The organism is Sorangium sp. So ce1014 (assembly GCF_051521505.1).
Taxonomy (GTDB): domain Bacteria; phylum Myxococcota_A; class Polyangia; order Polyangiales; family Polyangiaceae; genus Sorangium.
In genome coordinates this window covers 6057938-6079156 of sequence record NZ_CP150356.1, presented here as the reverse complement: position 1 = coordinate 6079156, position 21219 = coordinate 6057938, and the positions used below count along the sequence as shown (strand labels likewise).

Below are 21219 nucleotides of genomic sequence, written 5' to 3'. Positions count from 1 at the left end.
GGAGAAAGGCAAATGTCGACGCGCGCCGCGGGGCCCCCCGCGCGCGGCGCGCGGCGGGACGGGACGAGAGCGACCCGACTTGCAGCTTTATCGGGCCCTGCAAACCGCATTTCCGAAGACCTGGTCGATCTCTGCAATCGAGGGCTGAGGAGACTCGACATCATCGCTGATGGGCGGCAACGGCCCGCGGGCCTCGGGTCCTCTGGTCACGCCGTGCTCAGCCCACGTGAGCCGACAGAGGCCCAGAGCGGCGCTCCCTCTGCGGCAACCGCGTCGGCGCGGCGCGCGCCCGAGCCTCGCTTTGCTCTGCGCACCCTCGCCATGTCGTCCCGAACGACGGCGCCGCCGCGGCCATCAGCCGCGGACGGCGGCCCCGCGAGGCAGCGGGAACGGCCTCCTCCGCGGAGCCTCCCGGTGGCGCTCGGCGCGGCCCGACGTGGTTGACAGAAAGCGTGCGACCCACACGATAGGAGGCGCGCCCGAGCCTCGCTGCCCGAGAGGGTTCACACGCCCGCGCCGGAGAGAGGAGCGCGGCGCAGACGTCCCCGGCAATGCAGGGAAAGTCGGCGCGATCGCGACGCCTCCGCCTGGCAGGAGGCTATCTCCTGTTGTAGGATTCATTACGCTGAAAGGGGTCGCGCGGCGCTGTTCAGGCGCTGTCCTCGTCATCTTTCCGCGGGCTCGATGAGGATCTCCGGCGCTCGGAGCGCCGGTTCATGCCGGACACGCGGTCTCCCGTTGTCGTGGGGGCTCCGGGCAGCCGTTCGCCCCAGGAGCGAGCGGGAGCTCGCGGGGCGCGCTGCGAGGCCGCGCTGTCCAGGGAGGGTATTGCATGCGCTTCTGCGCGACGCGCGCGGGTCTGTCTTGCCTGATCGCCGGTATCGCGGTCCTGTCGCTGCTCGCCGCGGCGTGCAGCGACCCCTCGCGCAGCTCCGACGCCGCGCTCGACGGGGAGCACGTCGCCCCGCGCTGCGCGCGGGGGCACGTCCTCGGGCCCGAGGACGCGTGCATGCCGGTGGGCATCCAGGGGTGCGCAGAGCTGTTCGTGGAGGACGACGATCTCTGCCACCCCTCGATGGCGAAATGCCCTCCGGGGACGATCCCGAAGTTCGATGAGGGCTGCATCCCCGCCGGCATCCCGCGCTGCGCTCCCGAGCTCGTCGGCGACGACGGGCTCTGCCGGCCGGCCATGGCGAAGTGCCCGACAGGCACGTTCGCACTCCCGGAAGCGGGGTGCGTGTCCGTCGATGGCCCCGACGGTTGCGGGCTCGGGCCGTGGGGGAACACCCCTCGCGCGCCCGGGAACGTGTATGTCGACCCGAGCTACGCCGGCCCGGACAGCGATGGCTCCGAGGCGAGGCCGGTCACGACGCTCGAGGCGGCGCTCGAGCTCGTCGTCGAGGGCGGGACGATCGCGCTCGCGGACGGCACCTACGACGAGCCGGTCGTCATCACGAGGCCCCTCGCGATCGCCGGCCGGTGCGCCTCGCGCGTGCGCCTCCGCGGGGTGAGCCCGCTCGTCCATCCTCCGGCGACCGTGGCCGTGCTCGGCGCAGGGGAGGTGACGCTCCGGGGGGTCGAGATCGGCGGAGATGGCGCCGGCGTGGTGGCCACGGGCGCGAGCGCCGTGACGATCGAGCGCGTGCACATCAAGGGCGCTGTCCATGCGGGCGTCCTCTCGGGCGACGGCGCGCGGCTCTCAATCGCGCAGAGCTGGATCGAGGGGACGCGCTCCGGCGCCGCGGGCGACGGCATGGGCGCCTCCGTGGACACCGGCGGCGCGCTGTTCGTGAAGGAGAGCGCCGTGACGGGCAGCCGCGCCGCGGGCGTGGCCGCGCTCGAGGTGGGCGCCACGGCGGCCGTGGTGGGCAGCCTCATTGAGGGGACCTCGTCGTCGGAGCGCCTCCTGGACGGCGAGGGGATCGTCGTCCGGGGCGGCGCCGAGGCGTCGATCGAGCGCACGGCTGTGATCGGAAACCGGCTGTCGGGGATCGTCGCGTCGGGGAGCTCCCTGGCGACGATCTCCGGCGTGCTCGTCGAGGGGACGATGCCCGGGAGCCACGAGCCGAGCTACGGCATCGGCGTGTACGCGGCGAGCGGATCGCGCGTCGCGATCGACTCGAGCGTGATCCTCGGCAACTCGGAGCTCGGCGTCGCCGCCATCGGCGAGGGCTCGGCGGCGACGATGACGCGGAGCCTGGTCAAGGGCACGGTGGCGGCCCCGTCGGGGTCGCTGCTCGGCGGGTTCGGCGTCGCCGTGGCCCGCGGCGCGGCGATGCGCCTCCAGGACAGCGCGGTCGTTCAGAACCGCGGGACCGGGGTTCACGTGGGCGATCTCGCCGCCGAGCTGGTCGCGGGCGGCAACCTCATCGAGGGGACGATCGCCGGAGGGGCCTGGGGCGACGGCGCCGGGGTGGCCGTGATGGAGGGCCGCGTGACGCTCTCGTCGAATGCCATTCGCGACAACGAGGGGACCGGGCTGTCGGTGGGGTATGACGGGTCCGAGGCGACCGTGACAGGCAACCTCGTCGAAGGGCATGTCGCCCCGGACCGTCGCGCGCCGGTGGGGCAGGGGATCGTCATCTATCGGGGGGCCACCGCGGTGCTCGCGGGCAATGTCATCCGCGGCAACCGCTCCGTCGGCGTCCTCGCCGGCGCGGAGTTCCCGGGCGGCAAGGTCGAGATCACGGGGGACCTCATCGAGGACACCTCGGGCGGCGAGGCGAGCGACCGGGGCGCCGGCATCGGTGTCGCCGCCGCGGGCTATCAGCTCCGGCTCGCCTCGTCCCTCGTCCGCGCGAGCCGCACGGCCGGCGTGGCGCTGTTCGCCGCCGAGGCGGAGATCGCACAGACCGTCGTCGACGGGGTGACCGGCGACGGCGGAGTCGGGAAGGGCGCGCGGCGCGACGACCTCGTCGCCGACGGCGTCCTGGTGCTCGCCGGGTCCACAGCCACCCTCGACGACGTGCGGGTGGCCGGCTGTGCGCGGGCCGGCATCCTGTACGACCGGAGCTCGGGTCGCCTCTCCCGGGTGCGCGCCTCGGACAACCGCTTCGGGCTGGTCGTGCAGGGCTCGCCTGCGCCCCAGCTGAAGAAGGAGAGCGAGAACGCGTTCACCGGCAACAGCGCGGCAGACGAGCTTTTTGGCGCCGACCTCCGCGTGCCAGCGCTCGCTCCCCCGCTTCCGTGAGGCGCGCCCGCTCGACCACGCCCCCCGCCCCGTCGCACGAAACGAAGGCGCCGTACGAGCCCGTACGAAACCCGTACGAGCCCGTACGAAACCCTACGGACATGGATTGGAATCTTCCCCGACACGTGGTACCTACCTGGGTTCCAGGGCTACGACCGCGGGGATCAGGGCTCCACGCGTAGAGTCGCCAGCCCCGGATTGACCCTCAGCGCACCGGCCTATCGCCCGCATCGCGCCGCGCGCGCCGCGCACGATCTCCCTGCCGCCAGCGCTGGGCGAGCGCAGCACCTCGCCCCTTCGAGAGTGCCCGTCCGCACACTCGAACGAGACCGAAAAATCTGGTCTTGTCATCGCTCACGGACGTCTGTATAGACGTGCTCCGGCCGCTCTCTGAAACGATGCGTCATCGACTGCCTCCTTGCCTTGCTGTGAACGAAGAAAATAACAGCGTCAGTGCCGGAGCCCTCAGCCGTCATGACGCGCGATGACACCATGAGACGGAGTTGCCGCCGCGAGACATGACGCGCCACGACATCTCCCTTGAAAACGCGCCTGAGTGAGCGGTGTGCGAACTTGGTAGCGACCTCGAATCCCCGTTGACACTGCTGTGCGAAGACGGCTACAGTGCCGACGTCTGGATGCCGGTATGGTGCGCTGCGTTGCGCGCGTCGGGCTCCGGCGAGTCGCTCTGTCACGTGGCGGCTTCCAGGAAGATCAATTGAATGGGAGAGGGACGGTGGGCGCTCGGGCGTGTCCACGAGGGCCCCGCTTGAGGAGCATTTCATGAGGAACTGGTTGTTGCCGCGTCGAACCTTGGTTCTGTCGGCGTTGCTTCTTTCGGTCGGCGCCGCGGCAGGTTGCGGGAAGTCCGATGCGAAGAAGGACCCGGCGGGCGGCACGGCCCCGGGCGCTCAGGGGACCGGCAAGAACCCCACGACTGCGGACACCTTCCTCACCGTCTCGATCGAGCAGCAAGCGTCGTGGGTGCGCAACTTCAATCCTCTGCTGGCCTCTGGCAACGTTCGCTGGCCAACCGTCGCTGGCATCTACGAGCCGCTCCTCGTTTACAACACGATGAAGGGCGAGTTCACCCCCTGGCTCGCCTCGAAGTACGAGTGGAGCAACGGGAACAAGACGCTCACCTTCACGACGCGCCCCGGCGTGAAGTGGTCCGATGGCCAGCCGTTCACGGCGAAGGACGTGGCCTTCACCTTCGGGCTCCTGAAGAAGCACGCGGCCCTCGATCTGCAGGGCGTCTGGAAGTGGCTGACCGCGGTCGAGGCCAAGAGCGACTCCACGGTCGAGTTCACGCTCACGCGGCCGTATGTCCCCGGGCTCGTCTTCCTCGGGCACCAGCCGATCGTGCCGGAGCACAAGTGGAAGGACGTGACGGATCCGGTCACGTTCACGAACGAGAACCCGGTCGCGACGGGGCCCTTCACCGAGGTGAAGACCTTCCAGAACCAGATCTACGAGCTCGGCCGGAACCCGAACTACTGGCAGCAGGGCAAGCCCGCGATCAAGGGGCTCCGCTTCCCGGCCTACCCGGGCAACGACCAGGCGAACCTGGCGCTCCTGAACGGCGAGGTCGACTGGGCCGGCAACTTCGTCCCGGAGATCGAGAAGGTCTACGTCGGCAAGGACCCGGCGAATCACCACTACTGGTTCCCGCTCGTCGGCAGCACCGTGTTCGTCTACACGAACACGACGAAGAAGCCGCTCGACGACGTCCGGGTGCGCAAGGCGATCAGCATGTCGCTCGACCGCGATCAGATCGTCAAGGTCGCCATGAACAACTACACGCGGCCGGCGGACGCGACGGCGCTCAGCGACGCGCACGAGCGCTGGCGCAGCCAGAAGGTCGTCGAGGGCGGCGACTGGGTGAAGTTCAACCTGGCCAAGGCGAACCAGATGCTCGACGAGGCGGGCTACGCCAAGGGCCCGGACGGCATCCGCTCGAAGGACGGGAAGCCGCTGCGCTTCGACATCAACGTCGTCACCGGCTGGTCCGACTGGGTGCGCGCGGCGCAGATCGTCACGCAGCAGGTGAAGCAGATCGGCGTCGAGGCCTCGCTGAGGACGTACGACTTCAGCGCGTTCTTCGAGGCGCTCCAGAAGGGCACCTTCGACCTGTCGATGGGCTGGTCGAACGAGGAGCCGACGCCCTACAATTTCTACCGCGACCTCATCGGCACCGCGACCGTGAAGCCGGTCGGCGAGTCGTCGGCGCGCAACTGGCACCGCTTCGGCGCCAAGCAGACGGACAGCCTGTTCGAGGCGTTCGAGGCCGCGACGGATCCGGCGGAGCAGAAGAAGCTCATCGAGCAGCTCCAGGAGACGTTCTCCGAGACGGCGCCCTCGATCCCGCTGTTCCCCGGGCCGTCCTGGGGCGAGTTCAACACCCGCCGCTTCACCGGGTTCCCCAGCAAGGAGAACCCGTACGCGAAGCTGTCGCCGAACAACCCGCCCGAGTACCTGCTCGTCCTCACCGAGCTCAAGCCGAAGTGACATCGGGCGTGATCTGATCCGGAGAGCAGGTTAGAAGAGAGAGCTTCTGTGCGTTACCTTCTTCGACAGCTGGGCTTGTACTTCATCGCGGCGTGGGCATCGCTCACCCTGAACTTCCTCATTCCGCGGCTCATGCCGGGCGACCCCGCCACGGCGATGTTCGCGCGCTTCCGCGGGCAGCTTCAGCCGGAAGCGATCGACGCGCTGCGGAAGGCGTTCGGGTTCACGGATGCGCCGCTCTACATGCAATACATCACCTACCTGCGCCACACGCTGACGGGCGATCTCGGCCTGTCGATCGCGCACTTCCCCGCGAAGGTGACGGACGTCATCGCGACGGGGCTCGGCTGGACGATGCTCCTGTCGGGCGCCGCCGTGCTCGTCAGCTTCGCGCTGGGGACGCTGCTCGGCATCGTCGCGACGTGGAAGCGGGGCGGCTGGCTCGACTCGGTCATGCCGCCCGTCCTGATGTTCCTCGGCGCGTTCCCGTACTTCTGGCTCGCGATGGTGGCGCTCTACATCCTCGGCTTCGTGCTCGGGGCCTTCCCGCTGCGCCACGCCTACAGCGACACGCTCTCGCCCGAGTGGAGCTTCGAGTTCATCGGGAGCGTGCTGTCGCACATGGTCCTGCCCGCCCTGTCGATCGTCATCGCCACCATCGGCGGCTGGATGCTCGGCATGCGCAGCGCGATGGTCACCGTGCTGTCCGAGGAGTACATCACGATGGCCCAGGCCAAGGGGCTCTCCCAGTGGCGGGTCATGTTCAGCTACGCCGCGCGGAACGCGCTCCTGCCCAACGTCACCGGGTTCGGCATGGCGCTTGGCTTCGTGCTCGCCGGGTCGCTGCTCACCGAGATCGTCTTCTCGTATCCGGGTCAGGGCTACCTGCTCATCCAGGCTGTTCGTAACCAGGACTATCCGCTCATGCAGGGGATCTTCCTCACCATCACGCTGGCCGTGCTGGGGGCGAACTTCTTGGTCGACGTCGTCTACGTGTTTCTTGATCCCCGCGCCCGAGGGCGCTGAGGGCTCGGTCCAGGAGAAGCGATGGCTGCGCAACAAAGCAACAGCGGGGGCAGCGCCACCCGTTCGGCGGGGTGGATCCGCCTCCTCCTCTCGAATCGCAAGGCGATGGTGGGCACGCTCATCGTGCTCTTCTTCCTGCTCCTCTCGGTGCTCGGCCCCGTGCTCGTCGGTCAAGACCCGCACGCGTTCGTGGGCATGCCGCACGAGGCGCCCTCGGCCGAGCACCTCTTCGGCACGACGGGCCAGGGGCAGGACGTGCTCGCGCAGACGATCGTCGGCGCGCGGACCTCGCTGGCCGTCGGCTTCGCCACGGGCTTCGCCGTGATGGCGATCGGCGCGACGATCGGCATGGCCGGAGGCTACTTCGGCGGCTGGGTCGACAACGTGCTCTCGCTGCTCACGAACGTGTTCCTGATCATCCCCGGCCTGCCGATGGCCGTCGTCATCGCGGCCTACCTGCCGGCCGGGCCGATGACGATCCTCCTCGTCCTCGTCCTCACGGGCTGGGCGTGGAACGCGCGCGTGCTCCGCTCGCAGGTGCTCGCGCTGCGCGACAAGGACTTCGTCTCCGCCGCCCTCGTGAGCGGCGAGGGCAGCGCGCGCATCATCTTCCGCGAGATCCTGCCGAACATGACGTCGCTCCTCATGTCCGGCTTCATCGGCGCCACGGTCTACGCGATCGGCGCGCAGGTCGGCCTGGAGTTCCTCGGGCTCGGCGACCTCAGCGCCGTGACCTGGGGGACGAACCTCTACTGGGCAAGCAACAACGCCGCGCTCCTCACGGGCGCCTGGTGGACCATCGTGCCCACGGGCGTGTGCGTCGCGCTCGTCGGGTTCGCGCTCACGCTGATCAACTACGCGATCGACGAGATCTCGAATCCGCGGCTCCGCGCGGAGGGGTCCTGGTCGCGCCTGCTCAAGAGCCGCAACGTCGCGGCAGGTCCGTCCACGCCGGTAGTGAGGGCTCATGGCGCCTAGTCCGATTCTCTCGGTTCAGGATCTCCGGGTCGAGTTCATGACCCCGGCCGGTCCGGTCTGCGCGGTCGACAACGTCTCCTTCGACATCGCCCCGGGCGAGGTGCTGGGCCTCGCGGGCGAGTCGGGCAGCGGCAAGTCGACGGTGGCGCAGGCCATCATGCGCCTTCTCCGGCCGCCGGCGGTCATCACGGGCGGGCACGTGTACTTCGCCGGGCAGGACGTCCTGTCCATGAACGAGGAGCAGCTCCGCGCGTTCCGCTGGCGGAAGGTGGCGCTGGTGTTCCAGAGCGCGATGAACGCGCTCAACCCGGTGCTGACGATCGGCGATCAGATCGCGGATCCGATCATCGCGCACGACCGCGTGACGCCGGCGCAGGCGATGGAGCGCGCGGCCGATCTGCTCAAGCTCGTCAACATCGACCCGACGCGCTTGACCAGCTACCCGCACCAGCTGTCGGGCGGCATGCGCCAGCGCGTCGTGATCGCGATCGCCATGGCGCTCAAGCCGCCGTTCCTCATCATGGATGAGCCCACGACGGCGCTCGACGTGGTCGTGCAGCGGGAGATCCTGCAGCAGATCGCCGAGCTCAAGGAGCGCCTCGGCTTCTCGATCCTCTTCATCACGCACGACCTCTCGCTCATCGCCGAGTTCTCCACGCGCATCGCCATCCTCTATGCGGGCAAGCTCGCCGAGACCGCCCGCGCCAAGGACCTCTTCAGCGATCCGAAGCACCCGTACACGCAGGGGCTCCTCGGGTCGTTCCCCTCGGTCCGGGGCCCGCGCCGCAGGCTGCAGGGCATCCCGGGCACGCCGCCCGACATGCGCAACCCGCCGTCCGGCTGCCGCTTCCATCCCCGGTGTCCGCAAGCCTTCGCGACCTGCCAGACCGAGCAGCCGGCCCTCCGTGAAATCGCGCCCGAGCATCGCGGCGCCTGCCACCTCTACTGACGATGACGATGACGCAACCTTATGTCTCGCCTGTCCTCGACGTGGTGCGCCTCGCCAAGTTCTTCCCCGTCGGCGGCGGGCTACGCACGCAGCAGCTCCGGGCGCTGCACGACGCCTCGTTCTCGCTGGCCGAGCGTGAGGTCATCGCGCTGGTCGGAGAGTCGGGCAGCGGCAAGAGCACGATCGCACGGCTGCTCGCGCGGCTGATGCCCCCGAGCAGCGGGCAGATCCTGTTCAAGGGTCGCGACGTGCTGAAGGAAGAGCCGACCCGCGCCTCGCTCGCTTACCGCGGGCAGGTGCAGATGATCTTCCAGGATCCGTTCGGCTCGCTCAACCCGGTGCACTCGATCGGCTACCACCTGGAGCGGCCGCTGCTGCTCCACAACAAGGCGCCGAACGCCGCGATCCTCCGGGAGAAGGTGCACGCGCTCCTCAAGACGGTCGATCTCAACCCGCCTGCGGAGGTCGCGGTCAAGTACCCGCACCAGCTCTCGGGCGGCCAGCGGCAGCGCGTGGCGATCGCCCGCGCCCTCGCGGTGGATCCCAGCGTGATCCTCGCGGACGAGCCGATCTCGATGCTCGACGTCTCGATCCGCATGGGCGTCCTGAACCTGATGGAGAAGCTCAAGGAGGAGCGCGGCATCTCGTACCTCTACATCACCCACGACATCGCGAGCGCGCGCTACGTCGCGGATCGCACGATGGTGATGTACGCCGGCCACATCGTGGAGGGCGCGCCGAGCGAGGAGCTGATGCAGCAGCCGGCGCACCCGTACACGAAGCTCCTGCTCTCGGCGGTGCCGGACCCGAACGGCTCGATCCGCGGCGAGCTCCCGGCCCGCTCCGGTGCGCCGAAGCTCGTCAACCCGCCGCCGGGCTGCCCCTTCGCCGATCGCTGCCCGAGCGTGATGAACGCGTGCCGGGAGCAGATGCCGGCGGCCGTCGACGTTGGCTCGGGGCACTGGGTCCGCTGCCACCTCTACTCGCCCGGTTCCGTCGCTCCCTCCGCGCAGTACGAGCGCAAGGTACCTGCCTCCGCCGAGGCCGTATCTGTCTAAGGAGAATCGCGAGAGAACATGTCGTCCCTGAGATTTCCCGACAAGTTTGTTTGGGGGGCAGCGACGTCCTCCTACCAGATCGAGGGTGCCACGAGCGAGGATGGGCGCAGCGAGTCGATCTGGGATCGCTTCGCGAAGACGCCCGGTCAGATCACGGACGGGACCAACGGCGACATCGCGTGCGAGCACTATCACCGGTGGCCTGAAGACATCGCGCTGATGAAGAGCCTGGGCCTGATGGCCTACAGGTTCTCGATCGCGTGGCCGCGCATCCTCCCGAACGGCCGGGGCGCGGTGAACCAGAAGGGGCTCGACTTCTACAGCCGGCTGGTGGACGGCCTGCTCGAGGCTGGGATCGAGCCGTACGCGACGCTCTTCCACTGGGACCTGCCGCAGGTGCTCCAGGACGAGGTCGGGGGCTGGCAGCACCGCTCGACGGCCGATGCGTTCGTGGAGTTCGCCGACGTTGTGTCGCGGAGGCTCGGCGATCGCGTCAAGAAGTGGATCACCCACAACGAGCCGTGGTGCACGGCGTTCCTCAGCTACGAGAAGGGGATCCACGCGCCGGGCATGCGCGATTTCGGCAAGGCGCTGGCGGTGAGCCACCACCTCCTGCTCTCGCACGGCCTCGCGGTGCCCGTGCTGCGCAAGAACGTCCCCGGCGCCGAGGTCGGCATCACGCTGAACATGAACTACGCGATGCCCGCGTCGCCGAGCGCCGCCGATTACGACGCGGCCCGCCACTACGACGGGTATTTCAGCCGCTGGTTCCTCGATCCGCTGTACGGCCGGCACTACCCGGCGGACATGATCGCGGACTACATCGCGCTGGGCCACCTCCCGCCGGAGGGGCTGACCGTGTGCAAGCCGGGCGATCTCGACATCATCGCGACGCAGTGCGACTTCCTCGGCCTCAACTACTACTCCCGGGCGGTGCTGCGAAGCAGCAAGGTGCCCGAGGAGCAGAACCTGCCGAGGACGGAGCGCGTCGCGCCCGCGTCCGAGCAGACAGAGATGGGCTGGGAGGTGTACCCGGACGGGCTCCGGCGGCTGCTCATCCGGCTGCACGTGGAGTACGGGGTGCCCAAGCTCTACGTGACGGAGAACGGCGCGGCCTACTCGACCGGGCCCGACAAGGACGGCCGCATCCCGGACGAGCAGCGGCTGCAGTTCCTGCGCGAGCACTTCGTCGCGGCGCGGCGCGCGATGGACGCGGGGGCGCCGCTCGCCGGGTACTTCGTGTGGTCGTTGATGGACAACTACGAGTGGGACCGCGGCTACTCCCAGCGGTTCGGCATCGTCTGGGTGGACTACGAGACGCAGCGCCGCATCCCGAAGGACAGCGCGCTCTGGTACAAGGGCGTCATCGCCGCCAACGCCGTCGACGACGGCGCCTCGCAGGCCACCTGACCGGCGGCGCGCGCTGCACGCAGCGCGCCACGCCAGCGGCCGTCACGTCACGCGGAGCACCTCGTCCAGGGAGGTGACGCCCTCTTTCACCTTGGTGAGCCCGGCCTGCCGGAGCGGCACGAGCCCCACCTTGCGCGAGGCGTCCCGGTACGCGCGCTTCCCGGCCCGCGCCTTCACGAGATCCCGCAGGTCGTCGTCGAGCTCCAGCATCTCGAAGAGCCCGATCCGGCCCCGGTAACCCGTCAGGTGGCAGGTCTGGCACCCGACCCCGCGCTTCAGCTCGGTGCCTTTCTCGATGAGGATCTGCTCCTCCTCGTCCGTCACGGCGGTCTCGAGCTCGTACTTCTCCGCGCACTCCTCGCAGAGCCGCCGCACGAGCCGCTGCGCGATCACCGCGAGCAGGGCGTTCGCCACGATCCACGACTCCGCGCCGAGGTCCACGAGCCGCGCGACCGTGTCGACCGCATCCGAGGTGTGCAACGTCGACAGCACGAGGTGCCCCGTGAGGCTCGCCTGCAGCGCGATCTGCGCCGTCTCTGGGTCGCGCATCTCGCCGACCATGATCACGTCCGGGTCCTGCCGCAGGATCGCGCGCAGGCCGGTCGCGAACGTGAAGCCCTGCCTCGGGTTGGTCTGCCCCTGGGTGATGTCGGCGAACTCGACCTCGATCGGATCCTCCAGCGTGACGATGCTGAGCTCGCTGGTCTTCATCACCTTGATCAGCGAGTAGAGCGTCGACGTCTTGCCCGAGCCGGTCGGCCCGCACACGACGATGAGCCCCGAAGCGCGCTCCGCGAGCCCCTGGAGCCGCGGCACGTCGCCCTCGGAGAGCCCGAGCTTCTCGAGCGCGATCAGCTGGTGGCTGAGCAGCACGCGCAGCACCAGCGTCTCGCCGTGGATCGCGGGGAACGTCGAGGCGCGCAGGTGGATGAGCGGGTGCCCGTGCAGCTCCAGGCCGAACTGGCCGTCCTGCGGCAGGCGCCGCTCGGTCATATCCATCCGCGCGAGCACCTTCACGCGCGACGTGAGCGACGGCCCGATCTCGATCGGGATCTGGCCCTGGGCGACCATCACGCCGTCGACGCGGTAGCGCACGCGGATGCTGTCGCGCTTCGGCTCGACGTGGATGTCGCTCGCGCCCATGGAGACCGCGCGGCGGACCAGGTGATCGAGCACCTTGACCGCGTCGAGATCCTCGGACGACGACGCCGGGGGGCGGCTGTGGTTCACCGCGCGCCTCCCTTGCCGACGTCGATGATGCGGAGCGAGACCATCTTGAGCTCGTTCGAGGGGGGGAACGTCGCCCAGACGCTGACGCCGTAGAGGCCGGGCCGCCTGCGGTCGTTCAGCGGGACATCGATGTCGAATCGATTGCCTGTCACCTGAAGAGGAATAGGCGTCTTGAAGCCCCTGGGGAAGAACGTCGCGTAGGGGGACGGGATCGCGTACCCGCCCATCCTGAGCAGCTTCTCCGGCGGGATCGGCTTGCCCGGCTCGATCCGCGAGATCCCGACGCCCGCGATCTTCGCCGGCGCGCGGACCTCGCCGGCCACCTGGATCACCTCGCCGACCTGCGCCCGCCTGGGCAGCTTCTGGTACGTGCCGTAGTCGTCGACGAACTCCTGCGCCATGCAGGCGATGTCGAACCCCTTGGCCTTGGCCAGCCCGACCCCGAGCGACGTGTGCGACGCTGTGAGCACGTTGCGCCGGTGCCCGTCGGCCGGGGGCTTCTCGTTCATGAAGGCGTGGTGGACCCGCTCGAGGCTCTCCGCGGAGAAGCGCGGATCCGGATCGACCTCGCGCGGGATCGCGTCGGCGAAGCAGCCGGCGTTCTCCATGACGAAGCCGTCGCCTCCGGCCGCTGTGTAACGCTCCTCCGGGACCGACCCGTCGCTGCCCCAGTGGCCGGTGAAGCCCACGCGGACCATGTCCTCCGTGTGCCGCCGCCCCGCGCGCGCCGCGGTCTCGTCCCACCGGACGGGCGGCAGCTTGTGCGCAGCCCGATCGCGGTTCACCAGCGCGAGCACGTACCGCCCCGCCTCCGCGCGGGTCATCCGCTGCTCCGGCGCGGGCGGCGCGGATGCGGCCTGCGCCTCGCCGCCGCTGCCGGGCTCGGCGTCCGAGGCCTCGCCCCCCGAGGTGCGCGCGCTCTCCTCCGTCGCTGTCTCGGCGGCCCGCGCCCCCGGCGTTCCTCCGGCCGGCTCCCTCCCGGCGCTCGCGCCGCACGCGAGCGCGTGGGCGCCCGCGGCGATGAGCCCCAGCCTGGGCGCCCGGCCCATCGTTCCTGTCTCTCGTCCTCTTCTCGTGCTTCTCGTGCTTCTCGTGCTCGCGTGCATTGTCGCGACGGTAGCGCTTCGCTGTCGCGCGCGCACCCGGGGGCGCCGCCCCTCGCCGGCGCGCGAAGCCGTCCGGGCCTCTGGCTCGCTTCCCGGGCGCTGCGCGACGCGCGGCGCCTGGCGCGTTGACCGGGTCCACCTCGCATGAGATAGCGCACCTCCGCTCTAAGGAGGATCTGCATGAAAGCGTTCGCTCTCCAGGGTTCGTTCGGCCTCGACGCGCTCCGCCCGATGGACCTCCCGGATCCGGAGCCTGGGCCCGGGCAGATCGTCCTCCGGATGAAGGCGGCGTCGCTCAACTTCCGCGACCTGCTCATGGCGAAGGGCCTTTACAACCCGAAGCTCTCGCTGCCGCTCGTCCCGCTGTCGGACGGGGTCGGCGAGGTGATCGGCGTGGGGGATGGCGTGACGCGGGTGAAGGCCGGCGATCGCGTCTGCCCGATCTTCCACCAGCGCTGGATCGACGGGGAGATCTCCTGGGCCAAGACGAAGGGGGCGCTCGGCGGAGAGCTGCCGGGGGTGCTCTCGGAGCAGGTGCTCCTGGATCAGGAGGGGGTCGTCGCGGTCCCGCCGCACCTCACGGACGAGGAGGCCGCGACGCTGCCGTGCGCCGCGGTGACCGCCTGGAACGCGCTCTTCGCGGCGAGCCACCTCAAGGCGGGCGACACGGTGCTCGTGCAGGGCACGGGCGGCGTCTCGATCTTCGCGCTGCAGCTCGCCCGGCTCGCGGGCGCCCGCGTCCTCGTCACCTCGAGCAGCGATGAGAAGCTCGAGCGCGCGAGGTCGCTCGGGGCGTCGGAGACGATCAACTACCGCACGACGCCCGACTGGGACACGCAGGCGCTCTCGCTCACCGGCGGGGCGGGGGTGGATCAGGTGATCGAGGTGGGGGGCGCGGGCACGCTCGCCCGGACGCTCCGCGCGGTGCGGATCGGCGGGCGCGTGAGCCTCATCGGCGTGCTCTCGGGCGGCGCGCCGGAGCTCAACCTGTTCCCCATCCTGATGAAGCAGATCCGCGCGCAGGGCATCTTCGTCGGCTCGCGCGCGATGTTCGAGGACCTGAACCGCGCGATCGCGGCGAGCGGCCTCCGCCCGGTCGTCGACCGCGTGTTCCCCTTCACCGAGATCCGCCAGGCGCTCGACCACATGGCGAGCGGCGGGCACTTCGGGAAGATCGCGCTCCGTTTCTGACCGGCGGGCCGCGGCGCGCCCTCCCGCGGGCGCTCCGGCGCGTCCCTCAAAAGTGGCCCCGCCGGCCCAGGTCGTTTACGAACGGACCCTGCGGCCAGCCACGCGCCTCGGCCGCGCGAGAGGTGGTGGACGGTGCAGCTCGATCTGGAGCTCGAGGTCCTGTGTGGTCAGCTCATCGTGGGCGGTTTCGACGGCGCCGAGCCGCCCGCCCGGTACCTCCGGGCGCTCGCCGAGGGGCGGAGGGGTGGAGCGATCCTCTTCCGGCGCAACGTCCCTGACCTGGACGCCACGCTGCGGCTCTGCGCGGCGCTCGCCGCGGCGGGCGGCCCGGATCGGCCTCCCTTCCTCGGCATCGATCAGGAGGGGGGCCGCGTCACCCGCCTGCCCGCGCCGTTCCTGAAGCTGCCGCCGATGCGCTCGCTCGGCGACCTCATGGATCTCCCGCTGCTGCGCCGCGCGGCGCGCGCCGTCGCGTCCGAGCTCCGGGCCGTTGGCATCAACCTGAACTTCGCCCCCGTGCTCGACGTCGACTCGAACCCCGCGAACCCGATCATCGGCGATCGCGCCTTCGGCCGCGATCCTCGCGCGGCCGCGCAGGGCGGCGTCGCGTTCCTCGAGGGGCTCCAGGAGGAGCGCGTCCTCGCCTGCGGCAAGCATTTTCCGGGGCACGGCGACACGGCGCTCGACAGCCACCTCGCGCTCCCGACCCTCGCCCACGGCCGCGGCCGCCTCGACGAGATCGAGCTGCCGCCGTTCCGCGCGGCCTCGCGCGCCGGGGTCGCATCGCTGATGACGGCGCACATCGTCGTCGAGGCGCTCGATCCCGGCGTGCCGGCGACGCTCTCCCGATCCATCTGCACCGGCCTCCTTCGCGGCGAGATCGGCTTCGAGGGGGTGCTCTTCTCGGACGACCTCGAGATGGCCGCGATCGCGGCGCATCACCCGATCGAGGAGGCCGCCACCGCGGCCATCTCGGCGGGCTGCGACGCGCTGCTCGTCTGCAAGGACGAGGACCTGCAGGACCGCGCGCACGAGGCGCTCGTGCGCAGGGCCGAGCGCGATCCGAGCTTCCGCGATCGCTGCGTCGAGGCGGCCGCGCGCTGCCTCGGGCTGCGCCGGCGGTGCCCGCCGCGGCCGGTCGCCTCGCCCGCGGCGCTCGCCGAGATCGTCGGCGGGCCCGCCTCGAGGGCGGTGCTCGCGGACATCGAGCGGGCGCGCGCCGCTCTCGCCGCCGGGGCGGCCACGTGACCGCGCCGCCGGGGGCCGCGCCGGGGGAGCCCGCGCAGCGCCCCGATCGCGCGTTCGCCGTCACCGCGCGCCGGCTCGTCACGTGCGACCCGTCCCGCGCCTCGGCCGGCGACCCGCTCGGGGTGATCGAGGACGCCGCGATCGTCGTGCGGGGCGGCGCCATCGAGGCGGTCGGGCCGCGGCGCGAGGTGCTGCGGCCCGGGGCCGGCGTCCCGGTCGCGATCGAGGCCGCGGGGGTCGTCACGCCTGGGCTCGTCGACTGCCACACGCACGCGCCGTGGGTCGGCTCGCGGGACGCGGAGTACGCGGTCCGCATGGCCGGCGGCGACTACGAGGCGATCGCCGCAGCGGGCGGCGGCATCGTCGCGAGCATGCGCGCGGTGCGCGCCGCGACCGCCGGCGAGCTCGCGGGCGCGCTCCGCGCCCGCCTCCGCCGGATGGCGGCGCTCGGCGTGACCGCCGTCGAGGCGAAGAGCGGCTACGGCCTCGACGAGGCCTCGGAGCGCAAGCAGCTCGAGGCGGTCGCCGAGGCGGGGAGGGACGCGCGCCTGCCCCGCGTCGTGCCGACGTACCTCGCCCTGCATGCGCTCCCGCCGGAGGCGGGCGGCGATCGCGCCGCCTACGCCGGCGTGGTCGCGCGCTCGTGGCTGCCTGCGATCGCCGCGGCCGGCCTCGCGCGCTACGTCGACGCGTACATCGACCGGAGCGCATTCTCGGTGGACGAGGCGCGGCCGGTGCTCGAGCGCGCGCGCGCGCTGGGGCTCGGCGTGCGCGTGCACGTCGGGCAGTTCGCGGACGTGGGCGGCGCCGAGCTCGCGGCCGAGCTCGGCGCCGCATCGGCCGACCACCTAGAGCACGTCGCGCCTGCGAGCATCGCGGCGCTCGCCCGGGCGGGCGTCGCCGCGGCGCTCTTGCCCGTGGCGAGCTTCACGCTGCGGCAGGAGCCGCCGCCCGTCGCCGCGCTCCGGGCCGCCGGCGTCCCGCTCGTCGTGGGCAGCGACGCGAACCCCGGCACGGCGCCGACCGAGAGCCTGCCGCTCGCGCTCGCGCTCGCGGTGCGGCTCTACGGCCTCACGGTCGCCGAGGCGATCCTTGGCGCGACGCGCGAGGCGGCGCGCGCGCTCGGCCTCGCCGGCGTGTGCGGCGCCGTGCGGCCGGGGCTGCGCGCCGACCTCGCCGTCTGGGACCTGCCGCACGAGAACGCGATCGTGCAGCCCTGGGGCGCGCCGCGCGCGCTGGCCGTGCTGCGCGACGGCGAGATCATCGCCGCGGCCGGGTGAGGCGGCTCCGCAAGTCAAGCCTGGACGCGCGTGCACCCTGCGCGTATGCCGCGCTCATGACCGAGACGCAGAGTCCTGTCGCTGTCCCCAGCCGCGCGGACAGCTCGTTTGATCCCGTCCCGCTCCTCGCCGAGGAGCTGAGTCTTCCGCGCCAGGGGGTCTCGGCGGTGGCCAAGCTGCTCGCCGAGGGGGCGACGGTGCCGTTCATCGCCCGCTACCGCAAGGAGGCGACCGGCGGGCTCGACGAGGTGCAGATCCGCGCGATCGAGGAGCGCCGCGCCTACCTGCTCGAGCTCGAGGAGCGCCGCGGCACGGTGCTCGCGGAGATCCAGAAGCAGGGCAAGCTCACCGACGCGCTCGCCTCGAAGATCCGCGCCTGCCAGACCAAGGCCGAGCTCGAGGACCTCTACCTGCCCTTCAAGCCGAAGCGCCGCACGCGCGCCATCATCGCGAAGGAGCGGGGCCTCGAGCCGCTCGCGGATCGCCTCTGGTCGCAGCCGGCGGACGGCAGCCCCGAGGAGGAGGCCCGCGCCTTCGTCAGCGCCGAGAAGGAGGTCCCCGACGCGGCGGCCGCCCTCGCCGGCGCGCGCGACATCTGCGCCGAGCGCATCGCCGAGCACGCCGACGTGCGCAAGCTCGTCCGCGAGGCCTACGTCAGGGAAGGCGTCATCAAGGTCCAGAAGAACGAGGAGCACGACGGCAAGCAGACGAAGTTCGACATGTACGCGAGCTTCGAGGAGGCCGTCGCGAACATCCCCTCGCACCGCTACCTCGCCATCCGCCGCGGCGAGGCCGAGGGCGTGCTCCGCGCCGCGATCGAGCTCGCGCCCGAGCCGCTCGTCCCGCCGATCCACGCGGCGGTGGGCCTGAAGCCGAAGTCGCCGTGGGCCGGCGAGCTCACGAAGGCCGCGGAGGACGCCGTGAAGCGGCTCCTGCTCCCGGCGGTGCAGAGCGACGTGCGCGTCGACCTCAAGATGCAGGCCGATCGCGGCGCGGTCGAGGTCTTCGCCCAGAACCTCCGCGAGCTCCTCCTCGCGGCGCCCTTCGGCACGAAGGCGGTGCTCGGCATCGACCCGGGCCAGCGCACTGGCTGCAAGTGCGCCGTCGTCGACGAGACGGGCAAGCTCCTCGAGCACACGACGATCTACCTGGTCGGGAGCAGCGACGCGCTGGAGCGCGCGCGGCAGGATCTGCGCCGCATCTGCCGCAAGTACCCGCTCCGCGCGGTCGCGGTGGGCAACGGCACGCACGGCCGCGAGACCGAGGCGTTCGTGAAGGACGTGCTCGCGTCGGAGGGGTTGAAGGAGGCGGCGAACGCCGATCACGGGCCCGCGTCAGGGACGATGTTCTGCGTCCCGGTGAGCGAGGCAGGCGCGAGCGTCTACTCGGCGAGCGACGTCGCGCGCGAGGAGTTCCCCGACCTCGACCTCACGGTGCGCGGCGCGATCAGCATCGCCCGCCGGCTGCAGGACCCGCTCGCGGAGCTCGTGAAGGTCGACCCGAAGAGCATCGGCGTCGGCCAGTACCAGCACGACGTCTATCAGGGGCTGCTCGCGCGGAAGCTCGACGAGGTGATCGAGAGCTGCGTCAACCGGGTCGGCGTCGAGCTCAACACCGCGAGCGCCCCGCTGCTCGCCCGCGTCGCCGGCATCGGCCCGAGCCTCGCGAAGAAGATCGTCGCCCACCGCGATCTGCACGGCGCGTTCAAGAGCCGCAAGGCGCTGCTCGACGTGCCCGGGGTCGGCCCGCGGACGTTCGAGCAGGCGGCGGGCTTCGTGCGGGTCCGGGGAGGGGAGCACCCGCTCGACGCGAGCGCCGTGCACCCGGAGCGCTACGGCCTCGTCGAGCGCATCGCCACGGATCTCGGCGTGCCGGTCGGGTCGCTCATCGGCGACACGGCGGCGATCGCGCGGATCGATCCCAAGAAGTACGAGGCCGGCGACGTCGGCTCGTTCACGCTGAACGACATCCTGAGCGAGCTGAAGAAGCCCGGCCGCGACCCGCGCGCCACGTTCGAGCCGCCGAAGTTCCGCGACGACGTGCGGACCATGGAGGATCTCAAGCCGGGCATGGAGCTCGAGGGCGTGGTGACCAACGTGACGGCGTTCGGCGCCTTCGTCGACATCGGCGTCCATCAGGACGGCCTCGTGCACGTCTCGCAGCTCGCGGACCGGTTCGTGAAGGATCCGAACGAGGCCGCCAAGGTCGGCGAGAAGATCAAGGTGCGCGTGCTGGAGGTCGACCTCGTGCGCAAGCGCATCGCCCTCACCGCGAAGAAGGGCGCCGCCCCCGCCGGCGCGCGCCCGCAGGCGGGCGGCCCGCCGGCCGGCGGCGACGCGCGCGCTCGCAACGACGGTCGCAGGCCGGCCCAGGGGCAAGGGAAGGGGCAGGGGCAGGGCAACTCGGCGGGCGGCTTCCGCAACAACCCGTTCGCGGATCTGCTGCGGAAATAGCCCCAAGGTGACGGGCGGCTCGCCGTGGGCCGCCGTCAGCGCCGGTCGAGAGGGAAGAGAAGCGCCGCGAGGACGCCGAAGACGCCAGGGGAGAAGAAGCGGAGCTCTCGGCGTCCTGGCGGGGCTCCGGTCTAGAAATCGTGGTCCGCGAAGAAGCGCTCGATCCGGAGCGAGACGAGCTCCGGGAACTCGAGCGCGGTGGTGTGGGTGCCGCCGCGGACCACGAGGATCTCGGCCAGCGGGATGCGTCGCGCCATCGACTGGGCCAGCGCCCGGGGGGTGAACGCGTCGCGGTCGCCGGTGATGAGCAGCGTCGGGACGTCGATCTGGTCGAGCACCTCCTCGACGTCGTGCATGCCCAGCGCGCGGAGGTTCCGGAGGAACGCCTCCATGTCGAGCTGGCCGAACGGCTGCGCGAGCTCGGCGAGCACCTCGCCGTCGAGCGTCTTCCCGAGCAGCCCCAGCCGCCTCAGCCATGCCACAGCGTCCGCCTGGCCGATGACGCGATGAGTCATCCTCGTCGCGGCCGTCTGAGCGCGCGCTGCGAGCGCCACGAGCGGCGGGAACAGCCGCCCGAGCCCCGGCAGCGGCCCCATCGTCTCCAGCGGCGGGCGGTGGGTGCCGTTCAACAGGACCAGGTTCGCGGCGAACCCTGGGAGCCGGCGGAACGCCTCCAGCGCGACCTGGACGCCCATGCGCCATCCCATGAGCGAGCCGTGCCGGACCCCTTCGGCCGCGAGGATCGCCTCCAGGTCGCGGACGTGGCTGGCCACCGCATAGGCCTCCGGGGCGTCCAGCGACGGGCGCTTCGACGCGTACATCCCGCGGTAGTCCCACGTGATGAAGCGGTACTGGTCGGACAGGTACTCGATCTGCGCCCGCCAGACGAGGTAGGGCCCGCCCAGCCCGTTGAGCAGGACCACCGTCTTCGCTCCTTCGAACGGCGGAGGCGTCACCCTGTAGGCGATGTCGGTTCCATCAAAGCTCGTCACCCGCCGGGTTTCCATCCGGAGCGGCGGTCGCCGCGGAGGCGATGCCTGCCGGCCCCCGCCGGGGGAAGAAGGGGGCGGCGCTTGCCGGCCCCCGCCGAGCTTGAACGAGACCATGGGCCCCTGCTTCCTACCCGGTCCCTCCGCGGAGGGCCATGCTGCCGGCGACGGCCTGCGGGTGGGGAGGGGGCGGCCTTACGCCCGGGCGAGGGCGCTGCCGCGGGTCGCGGTGGCGGCGCGGCCTGGCGATCGCTCGCCGAAACACACCTCGCGCCATGATCGCCATCGCGTTGACATTCCAGGCGGCGCGCCGCTAACGTGCGCGGCGGGTCGTCCGCTCGCCCGGGCTCCCGTTGTGTTGCTGATCTTTTCCTCCCCGCTCCCATGTCGGTCCGCTGGAGGCCGGCCCGTGTCACATCCTGTCGCCGCTCGCGCAGGAGCAGCTCCGGTTCGGGCCGCGGTGGGTCGGTTCCCTCGGGCGGGCTGGAGTTTTCAGGGCGAAGTGGTGCAGCGATCCCGTCCTCGAGGAGCCGATGGCTGAAGAAAAGAAGAAGAGCAAAATCGATCTGAAGGCTCGGCTTGGCAAAACGGCGATAGGCGGGG

General features: G+C 71.1%; 14 protein-coding genes. 11 read left to right on the top strand and 3 right to left on the bottom strand.

Annotation, left to right across the window (positions count from 1 at the left end; all coding sequences use genetic code 11):
• Positions 1 to 832: 832 nt before the first annotated feature.
• The 7 genes from WME75_RS22855 (at position 833) to WME75_RS22825 (ending at position 11119) form a co-directional block, all read left to right on the top strand.
• On the top strand, positions 833 to 3190 hold the full coding sequence (locus WME75_RS22855) for a right-handed parallel beta-helix repeat-containing protein (RefSeq protein WP_437494506.1): 2358 nt from the start codon (positions 833 to 835) through the stop codon (positions 3188 to 3190).
• 783 nt (positions 3191 to 3973) lie between these two features.
• Entirely contained in the window at positions 3974 to 5698 is a 1725-nt protein-coding gene (locus WME75_RS22850) for an ABC transporter substrate-binding protein (protein WP_437494504.1), read from the top strand.
• Between the two features lie 48 nt (positions 5699 to 5746).
• Positions 5747 to 6724 (top strand): ABC transporter permease, encoded by a 978-nt coding sequence (locus tag WME75_RS22845; protein ID WP_437494502.1) that lies wholly within the window; start codon positions 5747 to 5749, stop codon positions 6722 to 6724.
• A 21-nt stretch (positions 6725 to 6745) separates the two neighbouring features.
• Positions 6746 to 7702, top strand: coding sequence for an ABC transporter permease (locus tag WME75_RS22840; RefSeq protein ID WP_437494500.1), 957 nt, complete (start codon positions 6746 to 6748; stop codon positions 7700 to 7702).
• Positions 7692 to 8651 carry an ABC transporter ATP-binding protein gene (locus tag WME75_RS22835; protein WP_437494498.1) on the top strand — a complete coding sequence of 320 codons (960 nt, stop codon included), beginning with the start codon at positions 7692 to 7694 and terminating at the stop codon, positions 8649 to 8651. Before WME75_RS22840 ends, WME75_RS22835 begins: the two co-directional genes overlap by 11 nt.
• Positions 8652 to 8653: 2 nt before the next feature.
• Positions 8654 to 9709, top strand: coding sequence for an ABC transporter ATP-binding protein (locus WME75_RS22830; RefSeq protein WP_437494496.1), 1056 nt, complete (start codon positions 8654 to 8656; stop codon positions 9707 to 9709).
• 18 nt (positions 9710 to 9727) lie between these two features.
• On the top strand, positions 9728 to 11119 hold the full coding sequence (locus WME75_RS22825) for a GH1 family beta-glucosidase (RefSeq protein ID WP_437494494.1): 1392 nt from the start codon (positions 9728 to 9730) through the stop codon (positions 11117 to 11119).
• 42 nt (positions 11120 to 11161) lie between these two features.
• Here WME75_RS22825 and WME75_RS22820 read toward each other — a convergent pair whose 3' ends face one another.
• Both WME75_RS22820 and WME75_RS22815 read right to left on the bottom strand, forming a co-directional pair.
• A complete protein-coding gene (locus tag WME75_RS22820) occupies positions 11162 to 12349 on the bottom strand; it encodes a GspE/PulE family protein (protein WP_437494492.1) in 1188 nt (395 codons plus the stop codon).
• On the bottom strand, positions 12346 to 13398 hold the full coding sequence (locus tag WME75_RS22815) for a CAP domain-containing protein (protein ID WP_437494490.1): 1053 nt from the start codon (positions 13396 to 13398) through the stop codon (positions 12346 to 12348). Before WME75_RS22815 ends, WME75_RS22820 begins: the two co-directional genes overlap by 4 nt.
• 237 nt (positions 13399 to 13635) lie before the next feature.
• On the opposite strand from WME75_RS22815, the gene WME75_RS22810 reads away from it, so the two are divergent.
• The 4 genes from WME75_RS22810 to WME75_RS22795 all read left to right on the top strand — a co-directional run bounded on the left by WME75_RS22810 (position 13636) and on the right by WME75_RS22795 (position 19627).
• Positions 13636 to 14646: a zinc-dependent alcohol dehydrogenase family protein gene (locus WME75_RS22810; protein ID WP_437494488.1), complete on the top strand. Its 1011-nt coding sequence runs from the start codon at positions 13636 to 13638 to the stop codon at positions 14644 to 14646.
• A gap of 132 nt (positions 14647 to 14778) precedes the next feature.
• The gene (gene nagZ, locus WME75_RS22805; RefSeq protein ID WP_437494486.1) at positions 14779 to 15894 is read left to right on the top strand and encodes a beta-N-acetylhexosaminidase; all 1116 of its coding nucleotides are present in this window, start codon (positions 14779 to 14781) and stop codon (positions 15892 to 15894) included.
• Complete coding sequence (gene hutI, locus WME75_RS22800) at positions 15891 to 17174, top strand: imidazolonepropionase (protein WP_437494484.1); 1284 nt, start codon at positions 15891 to 15893, stop codon at positions 17172 to 17174. The genes nagZ and hutI overlap by 4 nt, the downstream gene beginning before the upstream one ends.
• Before the next feature lie 56 nt (positions 17175 to 17230).
• Positions 17231 to 19627: a Tex family protein gene (locus WME75_RS22795; RefSeq protein WP_437494482.1), complete on the top strand. Its 2397-nt coding sequence runs from the start codon at positions 17231 to 17233 to the stop codon at positions 19625 to 19627.
• 131 nt (positions 19628 to 19758) lie between these two features.
• Here the strand turns inward: WME75_RS22795 and WME75_RS22790 are convergent, their stop codons facing one another.
• Positions 19759 to 20733, bottom strand: coding sequence for an alpha/beta fold hydrolase (locus tag WME75_RS22790; RefSeq protein ID WP_437494480.1), 975 nt, complete (start codon positions 20731 to 20733; stop codon positions 19759 to 19761).
• Positions 20734 to 21219: the final 486 nt, after the last annotated feature.